This is a genomic window from Gardnerella sp. KA01002 (genome assembly GCF_049244015.1).
Lineage (GTDB): Bacteria > Actinomycetota > Actinomycetes > Actinomycetales > Bifidobacteriaceae > Bifidobacterium > Bifidobacterium vaginale.
This window is the reverse complement of sequence record NZ_CP058365.1, coordinates 1,460,673-1,478,426: the sequence shown is the minus strand read 5'-3', so window position 1 is coordinate 1,478,426 and position 17,754 is coordinate 1,460,673. Positions and strand designations below refer to the sequence as shown.

Annotated in this window: 14 protein-coding genes; 11 read left to right on the top strand and 3 right to left on the bottom strand. The window is 40.9% G+C overall.

Features of this window, described 5'->3' with window-relative positions; translation table 11 throughout:
- The first annotated feature begins 11 nt into the window (after positions 1-11).
- From HXT60_RS05760 to HXT60_RS05725, 8 genes are all read left to right on the top strand, one after another.
- Positions 12-3,299: a type I restriction endonuclease subunit R gene (locus tag HXT60_RS05760; RefSeq protein ID WP_421791007.1), complete on the top strand. Its 3,288-nt coding sequence runs from the start codon at positions 12-14 to the stop codon at positions 3,297-3,299.
- Between the two features lie 247 nt (positions 3,300-3,546).
- On the top strand, positions 3,547-5,283 hold the full coding sequence (locus HXT60_RS05755) for an FTR1 family iron permease (protein ID WP_004116200.1): 1,737 nt from the start codon (positions 3,547-3,549) through the stop codon (positions 5,281-5,283).
- 72 nt (positions 5,284-5,355) lie between these two features.
- Positions 5,356-5,988 carry an iron transporter gene (locus tag HXT60_RS05750; protein WP_004116196.1) on the top strand — a complete coding sequence of 211 codons (633 nt, stop codon included), beginning with the start codon at positions 5,356-5,358 and terminating at the stop codon, positions 5,986-5,988.
- 112 nt (positions 5,989-6,100) lie between these two features.
- Positions 6,101-7,372 (top strand): Fe-S-containing protein, encoded by a 1,272-nt coding sequence (locus HXT60_RS05745; RefSeq protein ID WP_410310758.1) that lies wholly within the window; start codon positions 6,101-6,103, stop codon positions 7,370-7,372.
- Between the two features lie 12 nt (positions 7,373-7,384).
- A complete protein-coding gene (locus tag HXT60_RS05740) occupies positions 7,385-8,788 on the top strand; it encodes an ABC transporter permease (RefSeq protein WP_101887734.1) in 1,404 nt (467 codons plus the stop codon).
- Positions 8,778-10,067, top strand: a complete 1,290-nt coding sequence (locus HXT60_RS05735) for an ABC transporter permease (RefSeq protein WP_174142943.1) — start codon at positions 8,778-8,780, stop codon at positions 10,065-10,067. The genes HXT60_RS05740 and HXT60_RS05735 overlap by 11 nt, the downstream gene beginning before the upstream one ends.
- Before the next feature lie 65 nt (positions 10,068-10,132).
- Positions 10,133-10,978 carry an ABC transporter ATP-binding protein gene (locus HXT60_RS05730; protein ID WP_081264778.1) on the top strand — a complete coding sequence of 282 codons (846 nt, stop codon included), beginning with the start codon at positions 10,133-10,135 and terminating at the stop codon, positions 10,976-10,978.
- Positions 10,979-11,033: 55 nt separating this feature from the next.
- Positions 11,034-11,648: an FMN-binding protein gene (locus HXT60_RS05725; RefSeq protein ID WP_410310759.1), complete on the top strand. Its 615-nt coding sequence runs from the start codon at positions 11,034-11,036 to the stop codon at positions 11,646-11,648.
- Positions 11,649-11,799: 151 nt separating this feature from the next.
- Here HXT60_RS05725 and HXT60_RS05720 read toward each other — a convergent pair whose 3' ends face one another.
- On the bottom strand, positions 11,800-14,787 hold the full coding sequence (locus HXT60_RS05720) for an InlB B-repeat-containing protein (protein WP_101892061.1): 2,988 nt from the start codon (positions 14,785-14,787) through the stop codon (positions 11,800-11,802).
- A 25-nt stretch (positions 14,788-14,812) separates the two neighbouring features.
- Between HXT60_RS05720 and HXT60_RS05715 the strand changes: the two genes are divergently transcribed.
- Together HXT60_RS05715 and HXT60_RS05710 are read left to right on the top strand one after the other, a co-directional pair.
- Positions 14,813-14,992 (top strand): hypothetical protein, encoded by a 180-nt coding sequence (locus HXT60_RS05715; RefSeq protein WP_048730728.1) that lies wholly within the window; start codon positions 14,813-14,815, stop codon positions 14,990-14,992.
- Between the two features lie 441 nt (positions 14,993-15,433).
- Positions 15,434-16,204: a DUF3800 domain-containing protein gene (locus HXT60_RS05710; RefSeq protein ID WP_004114245.1), complete on the top strand. Its 771-nt coding sequence runs from the start codon at positions 15,434-15,436 to the stop codon at positions 16,202-16,204.
- Between the two features lie 128 nt (positions 16,205-16,332).
- Here the strand turns inward: HXT60_RS05710 and HXT60_RS05705 are convergent, their stop codons facing one another.
- Positions 16,333-16,569, bottom strand: coding sequence for a hypothetical protein (locus tag HXT60_RS05705; RefSeq protein WP_004114248.1), 237 nt, complete (start codon positions 16,567-16,569; stop codon positions 16,333-16,335).
- Between the two features lie 247 nt (positions 16,570-16,816).
- Here HXT60_RS05705 and HXT60_RS05700 point away from each other — a divergent pair, with 247 nt between their 5' ends.
- Positions 16,817-17,164 (top strand): hypothetical protein, encoded by a 348-nt coding sequence (locus HXT60_RS05700; protein ID WP_004573685.1) that lies wholly within the window; start codon positions 16,817-16,819, stop codon positions 17,162-17,164.
- Positions 17,165-17,190: 26 nt separating this feature from the next.
- Here HXT60_RS05700 and HXT60_RS05695 read toward each other — a convergent pair whose 3' ends face one another.
- Positions 17,191-17,694: a hypothetical protein gene (locus HXT60_RS05695; protein WP_248902681.1), complete on the bottom strand. Its 504-nt coding sequence runs from the start codon at positions 17,692-17,694 to the stop codon at positions 17,191-17,193.
- Positions 17,695-17,754: the final 60 nt, after the last annotated feature.

Below are 17,754 nucleotides of genomic sequence, written 5' to 3'. Positions count from 1 at the left end.
AAGGAAGCAAAATGAAAATTGTGTTAGAGAATCAAGATAGCACTGTAATGTCTACGTTTACGCCAAGCTCGCGCAACGACGGCAGCTATCAAAGCGAAGCACAACTCGAAGAAGAGTTTATTAACATTTTGCAATCTCAAGGCTACGAGTATGCTCACATTCATAACGAGAAAGATCTTATAGCAAACCTTCGCGTGCAAATCGAAAAGCTCAACGACTACCATTTTTCAAATGATGAGTGGGAAAGATTTTTCAAAGAAAATATTGCAAACAGCACTGACGATATAGCCAATAAAACAGATACTATTCAGCGAGATAACGTTAAAATACTCAAAAAAGATGACGGCACAGATAAGAACATTACTATTATTGACAAAGAAAATATTCACAAGAATATTGTGCAAGTAATCAATCAGTATGCTGTTAATGCAAGCGATAATGATGCAAATGGTCCTGCGTGTAGCAATCGTTACGATGTGACTGTTCTAGTAAACGGCTTGCCAATGGTCCACATTGAGCTAAAGCGCAGAGGCGTGCCTATTCGAGAAGCATTCAATCAGATTAACCGTTATGCTCGTGACTCATTTTGGGCTGGAAGTGGGCTATTTGGATACGTGCAAATTTTTGTAATCTCAAACGGCACTGAAACAAAGTATTACTCCAACTCAACTCGCAATAATGCTTACAGAGAGCAGAAAAGTAAAGGATCTAGCAAAAGCACAACAAGTAACAGTTTTGAATTTACAAACTATTGGTCCGATGCTCAAAACACTATAATCTCCGACTTATGCGATTTTGCTAAAACCTTCTTTGCAAAGCACGTAATTCTTAACATTCTTACAAAATATTGCGTTTTTAATGCAGAAGATTGCTTGATGGTTATGCGTCCATACCAGATTACTGCAGCAGAAAACATAGTGAATCGCGTAAAATACATGTTTGCTAATGCGAGCAAAACGCCAGCATCAGAGCGTCAAAAGGGTGGTTATATTTGGCATACTACTGGATCTGGCAAAACGCTAACCAGCTTCAAAACATCGCAGCTAGTAAAAGCTTTGAAAGACGCAGAAGGCAAGAATCTTGTTGACAAAGTTTTGTTTGTTGTAGACCGTAAAGATCTTGACTATCAAACAATGAGAGAATACGACAGGTTTGAAAAAGGAGCCGCAAATAGTAACACGTCAACATCTGTGCTTACAAAACAGCTAGAAGACAATACTGAAAAACGCAGACTTATTATAACAACTATTCAAAAGCTTAGTAGATTTATAAGCAACAACCCGATCCATGAAATTTACAAAAAGCGCATAGTGTTTATTTTTGACGAATGCCACAGAAGCCAGTTTGGAGGCATGCATGCAGATATTGTAAAACACTTTAAAAATGCTCTGCTTTTTGGGTTTACTGGCACGCCAATTTTTGAAGCGAACGCTGCTGGATCCGACGCTGCGCATATTTCTACAACCGAGCAAACCTTTGGACCGTGCTTGCACACGTACACAATCATTAACGCGATTAACGATAAAAATGTGTTGCCATTCCGCGTGGAATACGTTGCTACTGTAAAAACGTCTAGCGAGCTGGAAAAAGCAACCGACGAATTGGTTAAAGATATTAATCGACCAGATGTAATTAGGCACAAAGATCGCGTGCATAATGTTGTTCAATACATTATTGAGCATTTTACTCAAAAAACGTATAGGAATGAGAAAACTTACAAGTACAAGCGCATTATTAACGTTAAAGAACTTGCTGCAGATAAGCATAATACTTTAGAGACTAAAAAATCTTCTGAAGAAGTTGACATAAACGGCTTTAATTCAATCTTTGCTGTTGCAGACATTCCTCTTGCAAAAGCGTATTACAACGAGTTCAAAAAGCAGCAGCAAAATCTGCCTCCAAGCGAACGCTTAAAAGTAGCAACTATTTTCAGCTATGCAGTAAACGAGGGTGAGTCAGATTCTTCGGCGTACGCCAACGGCATGGGTTCTCTTGGAGAAGAAAATTCCGAAAGTACTGCAAAGCTAGACGCAAATTCGCAAGAATTCTTGGAAAGCGCAATAAAAGACTATAACGAAATGTTTAATACTGCGTATGATGCGTCAAATAACAAATTCCAAAACTATTACAAAGACGTTTCAATTCGCATGAAAAATAAGGAAATTGACGTTTTGATTGTAGTCAACATGTTTCTAACTGGTTTTGATGCAACAACTTTGAACACGCTTTGGGTAGATAAAAATCTTCGCATGCATGGGCTTATTCAAGCGTTTTCGCGCACAAATCGAATCTTAAATTCCGTTAAAACATTCGGAAACATTGTGTGCTTTAGGGATTTGAGTTATAGAGTTGACGAAGCGGTAAGTCTTTTTGGAGATAAAGATGCGCAAGGTATTGTGCTTTGTCCTACGTTTGAGCAGATTTACAACGGTTACGTTGACGCTAAAGGAATTGAGCGTTGCGGATACAGTGATTTAGTAAATGAGCTTATGGAAAAGTATCCGCTGCAAGGCTTCGACATTGTTGGAGAAGAGAATCAGAAAAAGTTTATATCGCTTTTTGGTAATATTCTGCGCTTGCGTAACCTGCTGAAAGCTTTCGATCAATTTGAAGGCAACGAGATAATCAAAGAGCGCGATATGCAAGATTACTTGGGGCATTACCAGGATTTGCATGAAGAGTGGAAGCGCAAAGAGCAAAAAGGCGATATTGCAAACATTACGGACGATGTTGTGTTTGAGATGGAGCTTGTGCGGCAAGTAGAAGTAAATATTGACTACATTTTGATGTTAGTAGAACGTTACCATAGCAAGCATTGTAAGGATAAAAATGTTCTTGCTTCTATTAGGGTGGCAGTTGACTCTAGCCCGCAGTTGCGTAGTAAAAAGAAGCTTATTGAAGGGTTTATTGCGCAGCTTAACGAGAAGGAGCTTGGGAAGCTTGTGGATTCTGAAGGTAACATTACTGTTTACGATTCTAACGGCAATAAGTTGAGTATTGTTGATTGCTGGAGCGAGTATGTTGAGCAAAAGTATGATCATGACTTGGAACAACTTGTGCAAAGTGAAGGATTAAACGATGCTTTGACTCGCAAGTTTATGGAGAAATCTTTTAGCGCTGGCGAAGTAAGTGAGCTTGGTACAGACATTAATGATTTAATGCCTAGAATGAGCAGATTTGGCGCTGCGGCGATTGCGCGCGCTGAGAAGAAAAGTCGCATTGTAGAAAGTATGAGAAACATGTTTAATGAGTTTGTTGGGCTTATTGGCTTTTCTCAATACGATTCGCAAAAAGATTGATAATTATCATTATCAATATCATTTTTGTAATATTTGCGTGTTTTTTGCGTCTAACTATATCAATCTACTTGATATATCGATATTATGTTCATGGGGTTACTTGCGAAGCGACTTTAAACAGAATAAAAACGGAAATACAAACCGTGCAAAAGCCGCCAAAAAATTTGAACGATTAAAACTAAACGAAAATAGAAAAAATTGTGTGCGCTCGATGGGGGGATAGAGCCAAAGGAGATATGGAGACATTATGCACGCGTGTGCAAAAGCGCGCCAAAAAGTTGCGAGCGCATCGGCATTTTTGTTGTCAATATGCATTTTAATAAGTTGTGCAATGGGAGTAGTCGGATTAGTAGGATTAGTTGGAGAGCCAACAATAGCCTACGCAACTGACGCTGACAAAACCTATAACAGTTGGTCAGAAGTTTCTTCAGCAGTTACAAGCCAAATAGAACAAGGTAAAAACGAATACAATAGTGCAAATATGGCAGGAGCTGCAACCAGATTTCAAGCTGCATACAATTCGGTATACGTAGCATCAAACTTCATAACCGTTGTTCGAGACACAATTGGTCAAGATAAGGTGCAGTCGCAAAGTGACCAGTTCCAGCAACTGCAAACTTTGGTATATCAACAAAATCAAAGCGCACAGATTAGTGAAGTGGCATCTACTCTGGAAAGAGATATTGCGCAAACCGCTTCTCAACTCGATGCAAACACGCAGCTAGATAAGCCGAATGTTTACGCAGCCAAGTTGCGCGCGCAAATCGCAAAAGAGCGTAAAAAGCTCGATGCAGCAAAAAAGAAAAATCTTGGGCGAAATGGTAGAACTTGGAGCCAAGTTGCGCGAGAAATGAATGTTATACTCGATAAATCTGCATCAACATATAAAGCAGCAAAAGGAAACAAGCAAGAAGTTGCCAAAGCTGTTGATTTAGTAAACGAAGCCTACTACCAATATTACGAAAAGCTCGGTTTTGAGAAGAACGTGATGAACGCAATAAGCGGCAGCCGAGTAAGCACTGTTGAATACCAGTTCAAAGAGTGCAGGCAGGCTATGAACAATGGCAAAACGTTTGAGCAAACAAAAAAGTTCGTGACCGATCTTAAGTCAATGCTTATTGAAGATGCAGCAAAACTAGACGGCGGAGCGGCATCTAACTCCAACCCGTTTATGCAATTTATAACAAGCTCCTTTGGGCAGGCTTTTATAATCTTGTTGCGCGAAGGGTTGGAAGCGCTGCTGGTTGTGGCTGCAATAATCGCGTATCTTATTAAATCTGGGCACAAGAGCATGGTTAAGTATATTTACATGGGGCTTGTTGCAGGAATCATAGCTTCGCTTATTGTTGCTGCGCTATTTGGATTGTTGTTTAACGGTTCTGGTCCGCAGCAAGAAATCACTGAAGGTGTTGTAGCTCTGTTTGCAATGCTTATGCTGCTGTACACAAGCAATTGGATGATTTCAAGATCTTCTGTGCAAGCTTGGAACGAGTATATTCGCAACCAAACGACAGCAGCAGTTTCTAAAGGAAGCCTGATTTCTCTAGCGCTGCTAAGCTTCTTAGCAGTGTTTCGCGAAGGTGCAGAAACTGTAATCTTCTATCAAGCGATTTTTGCTGTATCAAGTGGAGCAGACTCCATGATCTGGGGCGGGTTTGTATCCGCAGCCGCTGTTTTGGTTGTAATCTTCCTGCTGATTCGCTTTGCATCCGTTCGCATACCAATTCGTCCATTCTTTACAGGAACCAGCGCGCTTATGTGCATTTTAGTGGTGATTTTTGCTGGTGGAGGTGTGCACGCGCTTATAGAGGGTGATGCGCTCGCTGGAGTTTATATTCAAGGCTTGCCAACTAACGATTGGCTTGGATTCTATCCGTACGTTGAAACGATTTCGGCGCAAGTCGTAGCTGCAATCGTGGTTATTGCACTGCTATGCGTGTCTATTTTGCGCACACACAAGTCGCAAGCAACCGTTCGCGGATAAGTCAAAACTAAAAATCAAAACTAAAAATCAAGCAATAATAAACAGATAATTAACTAACAGAAAAGGTTAGATATGAAGAACAAAAAGATGATGGCAATTGCAGCCTTAGCGCTGGCAGGAATGCTAACACTCACTGGTTGCGGTGCAAACGGAAACGCGGCAAAATCTGCTGCAAAGCCACAAGCATCTGAGCAGAAGGCCGACGATAAGGGCGGAGACAAAGGCTTTGAAGAGGTTCCAGTTGGACCTAACCAAGACCAGAACATTGGCCCACTTACGATTGGCGCCGTGTACTTCCAGCCAGTTGACATGGTCCCAGCAGGCATGGGCTTAAAGGCAAGCGAGGCAAGCTTCCATCTTGAGGCAGATATTCACGCAAACAAGGAAGGTACAAAGCTTGGCTACGGCAAGGGCGAGTTTATTCCAGATTTGACTGTGAATTATCAAATTATTGATAAGGCGAGCGGTGAAGCTGTTGTAAAGGGAACGTTTATGCAAATGAACGCTTCCGACGGTCCTCACTACGGCGCAAATGTTAAGCTCGATAAGGCTGGAAACTACAAGTTAGTGCTTTCTGTTGAATCGCCAGAAAAGAAGGGTTGGATGCTTCACGTAGATCCTGCTACGGGTGTGACTGGCCGATTCTGGACTGAGCCAATTACCGCTACATTCGACGATTGGAAGTACACTCCACGTCAGTGGTAGTTTTGCAGTGGTGTTTTTTCCAGTGGTAGTTTTTACAAATAAAAACAACAAATAAATAATGCATAATGCATAAATAAAAAACAAAAATCATGTAAACAGCAAAGGAGGGAACATGCTCAGGATGTTCGTTACAGTACTTCCAGGGCTGCTCCCTCTTGCGCTGCTTACAATGGGATTAAGCGCAACGCTAAGCGTTGGCGAGGGACGAGATAAGCCAATCAGCTGCCGCTGGCGACTTTTTGGTTTGATTTTTGGAACAGTTGCGGCGCTTGTTTTTGCATTTTTGCGCGCAAGCGTGGTGATTAATCAGCGCAATTTTGTGAATCTTCCAGCGCTTTGCATTGCTGTTCCGCTAGATGTTGCAACAATCGCCTGTGTTGGCGCATCTGGCAAAACGGTTACAAAATGGCGCAAAAATCCGCTGCCCTTGCACATAAGTAATGCAATTGGCGCGCTTTGCCTAGCGTTTACAGTGTTTTACGCGCTCCCAGACGTGATTTTGCAGCTTACGATTTTCGTAGACTCCAGCACGCCTCCGTTTACTTCCGATATGCTTCTTCGCGCGCTAGGATTTATTCTTGGCGCGGCTGCTGTGATTTGCATAAGTCTTATGGTTAGGTCTTTGCGCACGACCGCCAGTAAAGTCGCCTTTAGAATCGCAATTATTCTAAGCATGATAATCTTGCTAATTCAGCATTTAACGTCTTTGTTGCAAATTATGCAAGGAAGTATTTTGCTGTATATAGACGATTTTTCGTTTAGCATTCTTGTTTGGCTTATAAACAACGCTCCGCTTATGATTATGGCGCAAATTTGCGTGTTTTTGATTCCTGCATTCGCCTCTCTTGTAATTGGTTTTAAGACGCCTGTAGTTGGAGAAAATTCTGCACAAATCCGCGCAAAGCGAGCGTTTAAGCGCAAGTCTAGAAGGTCTGCGCTTGCGGCGCTAATGGCTGCAATTGTAGTAATACTTACGCTTACTGCTGGTGTGTCTCTTATGAATATTAAGCCAACGCTTACGCCGCCAGAACCGTACGAGTTGCATGATGGCGTAGCAACAATCAACTTTGTGCAAATTAGCGATGGTCACTTGCATAGATTCCAATACAAAGCTAAAGATGGCACTGTTATGCGCTTTATAATCATCAAGAAAAATGGTGGAGCGTATGGAGTGGGCTTGGATGCTTGCGAAAATTGCGGAGACGCAGGCTACTACGAAAAAGACGGCAAGATAATATGCCGAAAATGCGATGTTGCAATAAATTTGGCGACTATTGGTTTTAAGGGCGGATGCAACCCGATTCCATTCCCATACAAGGCTGGTGGCGGCAAAATTACCATTCATACAGCCGATTTAGACGTGCTTAGCTCGCACTTTAAGTAGGAGTGCTTGCAAATGTTTATGATTCGAATGGTTGCGCGATCTCTTGCAAGGCAGATTAAAAAGCGAGTTCTTATAGCGATTGTTGTGTGCTTGAGTGCGTGTGTAAGCGTTGCAATGCTTAGCGTTGTTTACGACGTTGGAGACAAAATTAACGCGGAGCTTAGCTCTTACGGGTCCAATATTATTGTTCAGCCTAAGTCGAATGCTGTTGTGAACGACTTGTATGCGTCTCGCACAAAGTCAGGCTATAGTAATTCGCAAACTTTGCAAACTTCTCAAACTTTGGCGGATGCTGAAAGTCAAGAATCTACCGCTTTTTTGAAGGAATCGGATGCTGCAAAAATCAAAATGATTTTTTGGGCGTTTAACATAACGAATTTTGCGCCAAAACTAACGATTTATGCAAATCTTAAAGCAAATTCTTCTGCCGAATCTGCTAATTCTTCTTCTGCTAAATCCACTAATTCCGCTAAATCTGTTAATTCAGTAGTCCCGATTGTTGGCACGTGGTTTAATCGCAAGCTTGCGCTCGCTTCTGGAGAAACAACAGTTGTTGGTGTGCAAGGAATGCGGTCTTGGTGGAAGATGCTTGAAGGCAGATTCCCGCGCGATTTTAAGCACGAGGCCGCTGTTGGCACAAATCTTGCTAAAAGTCATAATCTAAAAGTTGGTCAGCGAATAAAACTAGATCGTTCTAGCAGGCAAATCTCACTTAAAATTGTTGGTATCTACGATTCTGGAGATAGCGACAATAACGCGATTTACGCGGATTCCAGCCAGGCACAACGCCTTTCAAATAAGCCAAATATGGTTGAGGCGATTGAAGTTAAAGCATTGACTACGCCAGAAAACGATTTAGCGCGTAAAGCGGCGAAGAATCCAGCGGCTCTTAGCCAAGAAGAGTGGGAGACGTGGTATTGCACAGCCTACCCAAGCTCGATTACTTACCAAATTGAAGAAGTGATTCCAGGAGCTGTTGCAAAGCAAGTGCGGCAAGTTTCGGCTATGCAAGGCAGCGTGCTTAACAAGACGCGCGCTGTGATGGTGCTTATGACGGCGCTTAGCTTGGTTGCGGCGGCTGTTGCGGTTGCGAATCTTATGGCGGCTGCGATTTCGGAGCGCTCGGGGGAGCTTGCGCTGCTCAAGGCGCTGGGTGCGCGCGATGGTGCTGTTGCGCGGCTAATGCTTATGGAAACAGCGGTTATTGCATGCGCTGGTGCGCTTATTGGCATGATTGCAGGCTTTGGCGTTGCGCAAGTGATTGGATTTAGCGTGTTTGGTTCTGCGATTTCGCTTCGACCAATGGTGTTTGTGCTGGTGTTTGTGCTTCTTGCGATTACTGTTCTTGCTGCTGCTGGCTCTTCTATTCGCTCTATTTTGCATGTGCGTCCTGCGGAGGTGCTTCATGGGCGTTAAATCTGGTTCGGGTATGACTTCTAATAGCGCAATGTTTGCGACTATGCTTTTTGGCGCTGTTTTTCGCCGAAAGTCGCGTGCGCTTATGGCAGTAGTTGCCACTCTTGTTGGTGCCGCTACGCTATTTTGCTTGGCTGCAATCTGCATTGTTGTTCCTCAACAAATGAGTGACGAAATGCGCGCATACGGAGCGAATATTATTGTGACGCCGCTTGCAGGCGAGTGGAAAAATGGCATTGATCGCGCAATGGTTTTGCACACTAACGACATGGTTCTTGCAAAAGGTGCTATGCGATTTGCTACCTACCGTTACGAAAATGTGCGCATTAATGCGGCTCCGTACGTGCTTGCTGGAGTGGATGTTTCCGCTGTTAAGTCGCTTAATAAGCATTGGAACGTGGACGGCGCTTGGCCTAGCAGTGGCAACGTTATGGTTGGGCGAGATGTTGCTTCGGCTATGGGCTTGAAGATTGGTTCGCGCATTGCAATCGCGTATCGCGCTGGCGATAATTCCTCGGATTCGCATAGCCTTGCGCAAAAATCGCAAGGTAATCAAGCAGATAATCAAGCAGAAAATCAAACAGATAAATCTTCTCAAAAAAAGCTTGTTGAAGGCAGAGTTTCCACAGATATTATGGATACTCACGGCACAACTTTCCGCGTTTGCGGCATTTTAGATACGGGAGACGCCGAAGATTCCATGCTTTACGCAACTAACGCGGATTTGCGTGTGCTTACAGGCGTTAAGCGCGGTGCGGACGTGATTGCTTACTCGTCTTCTGCTCCGAACGTAGATGCTGTTGTGCGCAGCATTAACGATATGACTTCTATGCGTGTTCGCGCGCAACAAGTTACTAAAGTTACAGCGGCAGATACTGGCATTATTGCTATGCTTCGCAGCCTATTTTGGATTGTTTCGCTGGTTGTTCTTGCGTTGATGATGGTTGGCGTAAGCACTACGATTTCTTCGATTGTGCAGCAGCGCCGAAATGAGATTGGCTTGCGCAAAGCTTTGGGTGCGAGCGCTAAGAGCATTGGCGTTGAGTTCACTGCAGAATCTGGGCTTTATGGTTTTATTGGCGGAATCGCTGGTACAGCAGTGGGGTATGGATTTGCGCGATTGCTTGCGTCAATGGTGTTTGCGCGAGATTTGAGCGTAAATTGGTGGCTGGTTGTGTTTTCTATTGTGTTTAGCGTTGCAGCGTCTTGCGTTGCTGCGTTGCCGCCTGTTTTGCGCGCTTCAAAAATAGACCCTGCGATTGTGCTTCGAGAAGAATAGCTTTTATAGTGATTTTTAGAGTGATTTTAGAGTGTTTAGTTAAGGATTTTAGTTAAGGATTTAATATGACAGAGAATAAAGAAACTAAGCTGGAGAGCACAAAAGCTGAGCCAGAAATGCTGTTGACTTTGGACCATGTTTCCAAGATTTACGGCTCTCTTCGCGCTGTTGACGATTTGTCGCTTACTGTGCCGCAAGGCGAGTGGCTTTCGATTGTTGGCTCGAGCGGCTCTGGCAAAACTACGCTAATGAACATTATTGGGTGCATGGATTCGCCGTCTAAAGGCTCCGTTGCTTTGCAAGGCCGCAAACTCGAGGATTTGAACGCGGGTCAGCTTGCAGACGTTCGCAAAAACGTAATCGGTCTTGTGTTTCAAAAGTTTTATCTTGTGCCACATTTAACAGCAGTTGAAAACGTGATGGTTGCGCAATATTATCATTCAGTTGTAGATGAATCGCAAGCAATGGAAGCCTTGGAACGCGTGGGATTAAAGGACAGAGCACATCATTTGCCGAGCCAGCTTTCTGGCGGTGAGCAGCAGCGCGTTTGCGTTGCGCGTGCTCTTATTAACTGCCCGAAGTTGCTTCTTGCGGATGAGCCGACTGGTAATTTGGACGAAAAGAATGAGCAGATTGTACTCGACTTGTTTAAGCAGCTTCATTCCCAGGGCACTACGATTATTGTTGTAACGCACGATTCTTTGGTTGCTCAATGCGCGGATCGTGAAATTATGCTCAACCACGGTGTGCTTGTTGGCGAACGTTGGAATAATGAGGTTGCGCGCAAAGCGTACGAGGCGATTGGTGGCAAGCCTGCGTTTACGAGTGCGCATGTTGATGAAAGCATTGCGCAATCTTTGCAAAATCATGAGCCTACCAAGTCACCTAAATTAGCGAATTTAGATGATTAGTTTTTAAATGATTAGTTGCGCACAGTTTTAATTTAAGATTTAAAGGCGATGATTTATGATTTTAGACAATATGTTTCACAATGTTTCACGCTGCACTAATTTGCGTGATGATTTGAAGTCTAAAAAAATTGCAAAAACGGTTGCTGCGATTGCGGTTTTAGCTAGCTCAAGTGCGCTTCTTGCATCTTGCGGCGAGCCGAGTGCTGTGCCGATGAATGATGAGTTTGCAGGAAACTCTGGTCAAAGCGAAAATGATAGTGGCAATGCTTCGAAATCTTACGATTCTGGTGCTCAACAATCGCACGCTTCCGCGCAAAGTGAAGATTCGCAAAATCAGCAAAATCAGCCTAAAACAGATACCGGCAACTACAAAGATGGCGATTACAGAATCAAAGCTACGTATGGTCCAGTTGCAGAAGACAGTATTGATGTGAATTTAAGCGTTGCAAGCGGCAATGTGAGCAGTGTTGAAATCACGCCTCATCCGTTTACGCCGATTTCTAAAAAACACATGAGCGCTTTCAGTGAGGCTATTCCAGGAAAAATCGTTGGAAAGCCGCTAAAAGATTTGCATATTTCGGTTGTTGCTGGAGCAAGTTGGACTAGTGACGCTTTCAACAAAGCGCTTGACGTTGCTCGCCAAGAGGCTTCAATTCAATCCGCAAAATAATCTTGAACTACCTTACTTTATTAATATAATCGTGACTATAATAATCGTGATTATATTGTTGAATATTTGCGTGTAATTAATAGGGGTTAGTAGTGCAGTTGTTTACAATACTAACCCCTATTTTGTTTGTTTTTTCTTATGAAATTATTGTTTATTTATTTTTATGTGCTTTAATTTTTGCTATGATTTCAGCAAGTCCAAACGTTAAAATTGTAGAAAAAGCGGTTAGTGATATTGCGCTTCCTGTTTTTGGAAGTTGGTTATTATCATTTTTGCGTTTTTCTACGATTTTATTATTTGGATTTTCTTTTGGTAGTGGCGTAATGTTTGGTGTTTTTTCTGGAGTCGGCTTATATTTTGGCCATGGTGTTTTTTCTGGTGTTTGTTTTGGTGTTGGTTCAGGAACAGGCGTAGGTTCAGGAACAGGCGTAGGTTCAGGAACAGGCGTAGGTTCAGGAACAGGCGTAGGTTCAGGAACAGGCGTAGGTTCAGGAACAGGCGTAGGCGGTGTAGGTGGCGTTGGAGGTGTCGGAGGAGTTTGTGGATCATATTCTACGGTGAGAGAAATATCATTAGCGCCTGCTGCTGCGTCAGAGTTCTTACCATCGTTTGTTTGTGAGCCGTTCCAAGTAAAGTCAAATAATTTCGTTGTTCCATTAAATGTTGCAGCTGCGTGGAATGAGCCAGATACTGTTCCAACGATTGTAGCTTTTCCGGAGAAATCTTGATTTATCTTTATTCCCGGAATAGTGATTTTCATTGCGTCGCCAAGATTTGTTTGTACTGCTGTCTGCAATGCTGCATACGTTGTAATGCCAGATTTCAAATTAATAGTAACTGTTACAGTCTTGTCTTTAACTTGCACATCCTGGATAGCAAAAGTATCTGAGAACCCATCGAGCTTAAGTGTATTTTTTGTGATATTTTCAGGCAGCGTTAAACCGTCTGGGATAGTAAATGTAGCCATGAACGAAGATGTCATATCTTCGAGAGTAATTTTGTCATAATCTTTCGCATTTACTGTGTTAAATTTCTTTTCTATCGTCTTCATTTGGTCTTTTACTACTGAAGCTGTGATTGTGCCAGTGAAATCAATAGTTTGTCCTGGAGTAACTTTATACGCTGTAGTTGCTGTGTTCTCGCCAGTTAATAAATCTGCAGGAAGATTAATATCCTCCTGTTGTATCTGTTTAACATTTGGATTAATCTCCCACTTAAGGTAGAAGGTAAGATCGTCGTTCACTCGTAAATTGTTATCAATACTAGCTTTTTCAGTTCCATTCTTGTCTTTGAACCAATAGTAGTAACTTCCAATCGTAATTCCGAATATACTGTACGATTCATCTTTATTCTTAAGCGTGTAGTATTTGCGCGTGGCTAGATTTGTATAAGTTGTGTCTGAATCAGAATCTGCTTTGCCACTAATGCCAGGTGTGTCTATATTGACATTATCATCCAAACTTTTAATAAGATTGATTAGCGTCCTGTTTTCGCTAAATGTTGCTGTTTTCTTAACAACAGCAACATCTCCACCGCGCTTATCTTTTTTAATCTCAAATACTTTTGTATTTGTCTTAAATATACTGTTATTGGAGAAAGTTCCGCCATTTGCAGAGAATTTTACTGTAAATTCTTTTTCTTCCCAATTTGCATATAAGTCAATTAAGTTTTCACTTTGCGATATAGAAATATTGCTACCTGCTTTTACAGTCTTGCCTTTGCCGTTTTTATCGGTAGTCCAACCTTTGAAGACCATTCCCTTTCGGGCAAATTTTGCATTATTTTTAACAACTTCGTAGAATGAAAGAACTTTGCTAGTGCGTTTTGGACTAGTTTCACTAACAATGTATGTTGCATCATCTTGAGCGCAATTATGGTAGCGAACAGCATAAGATGAGGAATCTTTTTCCCACTTTGCGTACACTGTTGTGTCGCTTTTAATTATCATTTTTTCAGTAAATTTTTGCTCGCTATGCTGAGCGTTTTTGCAGAACCACCCGAGGAACTTATATCCAGGAGCAATTGGATTTGCTGGTACTTCAGTACTTCCTCCTGCCACTGTTTTTGCAAAGTTTAATGCGTAACCGCGTATAGCAAGGGATTCTTTTGCTTTAGTTGAAGAGTCAGAGAATATAGCTCCTTTAGCTTTTTTAGAATCCTCAGCTTTTGTATCATTGAGCTCGAATGTCACTTTTGCTGCTGGAACCCATACGTGCTTTTCGTTATCTTTAGAAGCTTTATTAACTGAGTATATGTAGGTATTTCCTTTTTTGTTAATTGGTTTTATCTCATTCACAGAACTATCAGCAAGAGTAAAGAGACTTAGCTTTTCGTTACCGTTTTCTTCACCGTTTACAGGAACAGTGCTTCCCTTGTTGCTGTGATATCCAGGAGCATATGTAACCATGTGTGAGCCTCCAGTCACAACATAGTTATTTCCTGTTCCAGCTCCACCGTCTGCATTTTTATTTGCTGGGCTATCTATTAAGCAGTCTCCCTTAAGTTCAATAGATCCACTGTTTTGAGCTCCAAAAAGCGCTCCACTATTTTTTCCATCACCTTTGATTGTAGAATTGGTGAGAATTACTTTTCCGCTATTTACATTTAAGCCGCCAGCGCCACCATTATTAAATTCAAGAGTAGAGTTGGTAACGGCTAATTTTCCATTTGATATTCCAACGGAAATGCCTGCAGTAGATCCTGCATTAGCAACAATTCGTGAATTATTGGTAACAGTTGAGTCGCCTTGAATTGTTAAACCAGTTGAGTGTCTCCAACCAATTTTATTAATCACAAACTCCGAATTGTCCATGTTTAATTTGTTTACATAGTATGACATTCCGAAGCCTGCTACAGTAAGTGAAGAATTTTTCAAAGTTAAATCATATGCGTCAAACCATGTGCGAATTTGTGATTTAACGTTAATAGTAGCATTTTCGAAAGTAATACCATCAGCATAAAAACCTGTATTACATTTGTCATCAGCAGTAATTTTTAATTTATCTTTGCTTGTGCCTTTTACTGTTCCCGCAAGGTAAATTCCGTGACTGTCTTCTACTGCGTTATCTTTGAAAGTGTATGTGCCATCTGTAATAAGAGAGCCTTTTTCCGCTGTAAGAGCTACCTTAAATGCAGTCATTTTCAATTCGCCGTCACCGCGAAGTGTGGAACCAGATTTCAGCGTGATTCCATCGTTGGTATTATTTGAGCCTGTTATTGTGGCGCCGGATTTATCGATAGAAAGTGTAATGTCTTGTGGAATTTCTACAGGTGTATTAAGTGAAAAATTGCCTTTAATGGTAATATTTGCAGGTTTTTGTGCAGTTTTTTCAAGAGCTTTTTGAATAGTTTTTAATGGCTTACTTTCAGATCCATCGTTTGTGTCTGATCCGTTTGTGCCATCTACAACAAGTTGTGTTTTTGGAGCTGGGTTACTTACGGTTACTTCTGTTGATGGGGGGGGGGGTAATAGCTAATGCACTTATTGGATATACAGAAAGTATCGACATTGCTGCAATGATAGTTGAAGCAGTAAGTATGCGCATGCCTTTATATTTATTATTTCTTCTCATTGTTAGCTCCATATTGTCCGCTGAAGTTGGGCGCTAGTTAATGCATCATATTAATACAGTTTCTACACTATACCTGTAGAAGGCAAAAGTATACTCGTATTTGTATTAAATACAATAGTTTATAAATATTTGCATAATCTAATTAATAGTGCAATAGTAGCTGTGCTGTGTTTATAACTGTAGAATGTTGAATATTTCATATAAAATATTCTCATGCAAATTCTTTTTTTGGACGAGAGTGGAACCGCTCCTAAACGTGATGCTGTAGAGCAAAATCCTTATTTTGTTTTGGGCGGATTAGTCATTCCAGAATCGCAATGGAAATCATTACAAAGTAATCTGCATGGATTAAAAAAGAAATATGGGATTGAGGGGGAAGTTAAGTGGCGTTATTTCATTAATCATCCATTAAGCAACGAGACCACGCCTCTTTCTAATTTGAGTGTTAATGAATTGAATGAATTGCGTGAGAATCTGTTTAAGCTGATTTCGGAAAATGAAGATTTTAAAATTATTGCTGCTGTAGTGAACACTAAGGAGTATTACGATAAATATAAAGATGGCAATGCTGAAAATATGTATCACACTGCGTTTGAAAAAATATGTGAACGTTTTCAGTATTATCTTCAAGATTTAAGTAAAAATGCTGGTACAAAAGTTTATGGAATGATAGTTATTGATGCTCGTAATAGTAAACAAAATAAGCAACTTGATGATTTCCATTTTGATCTACTCAATAATCATGACTCACATCGAGCTGATTATAACAATCTAATTGAAGGATTATTTATAGCAGCTTCTCATCACAGTGTAGGTGTGCAGTTTGCAGATTTAGTTGCAGGAGCAGTTTATAGAAAATGTTCTAAAAGAGATTCAACTTTTTATAATATGATAAGAAATAACGTTCGTAGAAATAGTCAAGGTAAAGCGGAAGGATTTGGAGTAGTGGCTGTACCTAGTGGCAGCCGTATTATTGAAAATTGAAATAATAAAAATAGACGCCGTGTTGAAGATTAACCTCAAACCTACAATATGGCGCAGTCACGGCGTAGTAAAATTATATCATAAATTGTTTATTGTTTGCAATATTGCGTTTTAGCGCCATAATCACCTTACTCCTTGACTTCAAAAATAGTTCCTTCGTTGCGAATCGTTGTTGCTATCATGGCTCCGGTTGCTGCCATAAATGGAATAATAGCATCTCTGTATTCGTGCATGAATTGTGCAAAATCATGATTCCAAGAAATAATCGCAACGTACAAAAGAAGGAATTCGATTGCTGTAAATATTGCCCACTTAAGAATCCAAATAAGCGTTTTTTTAATAAGTTTTATAGAGTCCTTGCTCATGAGTTGTTTCCCTTCCAATTTGCTGTTTTGTTCGTGAGCATTGTAGCTAATTTGTGTACGCTGCCTATCGTTCGTATGTATTTTGTATTTCTAGTATAAATATTGCAATTCTTTGCAGCAATATGATGTACTCAAAACTCAGTACTCAATATTGCGCGGAAAATGTTTGTAATTAGACTTAAAGCAACGCACAAATGTGCTGCGAATATAAGTTGTGAATATGTTACAAATACAAGGAGACACAAACATGAGTAGCGCAAATATGGGTAGTGTAAGCATGAGTGATTTTGGCATAAACTCTTGGCAGCCAGAAGATAACGTAAACAAAATAGGAAATGTTAGTGAAAATAGCATTAATCAAATTCAAAAGCAGGAAGATAACTTTGCGGAAAATAGTAGCGATGGGCTTTCACAAGATGAAATTGATGAATTAGCTAAGCAATTAGAAGAATTCTTTACAAAATATATTGTGCTAGAAAATGGCTCTTTTGTTGTAAAAGAGGATGCTATTATTGCAGACGGTTATGGCGATCACATAGAATATTTTCGCAATGCTGCAAAAGGATTAAATCTTTCAATGGAAGATCAGCAATAAGCTTAAATCCTTAAAGTCTTAAATCTTTAAAAATCGCTTTCATCAATAGGGTGACCTTGTGGACGCTTTATTACTCGCCACAGAATCACTAATGTTAAAACGCCATTTGCAATTCCGTAGTAATAAATCCAAGGAACGTGAATAAGCCCACAAATAAAGCATGTAATAATATTTGTTAAATTATTCGAGTAATTGTTGAGTATTTGCTTATTTTGTGATTCGACTTTTTTGCGCTCTTGCTCAAGAGTAATTATGTAATCTTTGCTGTTCTCTATATTCTCAACATCACTACTTATGCTGTTAGTGCCCGCACAGCTAAGCTTAGATATATTATTTTCTATATACGCATTTTTTTCTTTAATAACGCTTTTGCGCAAGAAAAAATATGCATAAGAATACAATGCAACAGAAAGAAGTCCTAGAACAAGCCACAAAGCGAAAAAGTCAAAGCTACGCATAAAAGCAGCTGTTGAGGCAAGCGCCATCGCAGCTACTTCTGCGGAGTGCAATACTATTAGTCGTTTTGTCATATAATCCTGCTGCAATCATTATTAAAGATGAATTTCAACGCAACCAAAAGTCGCATATTG

Bases quoted from the DNA above. Each gene is read 5' to 3' on its own strand.
- HXT60_RS05760 (WP_421791007.1), top strand. From the start codon at position 12: ATGAAAATTGTGTTAGAGAATCAAGATAGCACTGTAATGTCTACGTTT.
- HXT60_RS05755 (WP_004116200.1), top strand. From the start codon at position 3,547: ATGCACGCGTGTGCAAAAGCGCGCCAAAAAGTTGCGAGCGCATCGGCA.
- HXT60_RS05750 (WP_004116196.1), top strand. From the start codon at position 5,356: ATGAAGAACAAAAAGATGATGGCAATTGCAGCCTTAGCGCTGGCAGGA.
- HXT60_RS05745 (WP_410310758.1), top strand. From the start codon at position 6,101: ATGCTCAGGATGTTCGTTACAGTACTTCCAGGGCTGCTCCCTCTTGCG.
- HXT60_RS05740 (WP_101887734.1), top strand. From the start codon at position 7,385: ATGTTTATGATTCGAATGGTTGCGCGATCTCTTGCAAGGCAGATTAAA.
- HXT60_RS05735 (WP_174142943.1), top strand. From the start codon at position 8,778: ATGGGCGTTAAATCTGGTTCGGGTATGACTTCTAATAGCGCAATGTTT.
- HXT60_RS05730 (WP_081264778.1), top strand. From the start codon at position 10,133: ATGACAGAGAATAAAGAAACTAAGCTGGAGAGCACAAAAGCTGAGCCA.
- HXT60_RS05725 (WP_410310759.1), top strand. From the start codon at position 11,034: ATGATTTTAGACAATATGTTTCACAATGTTTCACGCTGCACTAATTTG.
- HXT60_RS05720 (WP_101892061.1), bottom strand. From the start codon at position 14,787: ATGACTGCATTTAAGGTAGCTCTTACAGCGGAAAAAGGCTCTCTTATT.
- HXT60_RS05710 (WP_004114245.1), top strand. From the start codon at position 15,434: ATGCAAATTCTTTTTTTGGACGAGAGTGGAACCGCTCCTAAACGTGAT.
- HXT60_RS05705 (WP_004114248.1), bottom strand. From the start codon at position 16,569: ATGAGCAAGGACTCTATAAAACTTATTAAAAAAACGCTTATTTGGATT.
- HXT60_RS05700 (WP_004573685.1), top strand. From the start codon at position 16,817: ATGAGTAGCGCAAATATGGGTAGTGTAAGCATGAGTGATTTTGGCATA.
- HXT60_RS05695 (WP_248902681.1), bottom strand. From the start codon at position 17,694: ATGACAAAACGACTAATAGTATTGCACTCCGCAGAAGTAGCTGCGATG.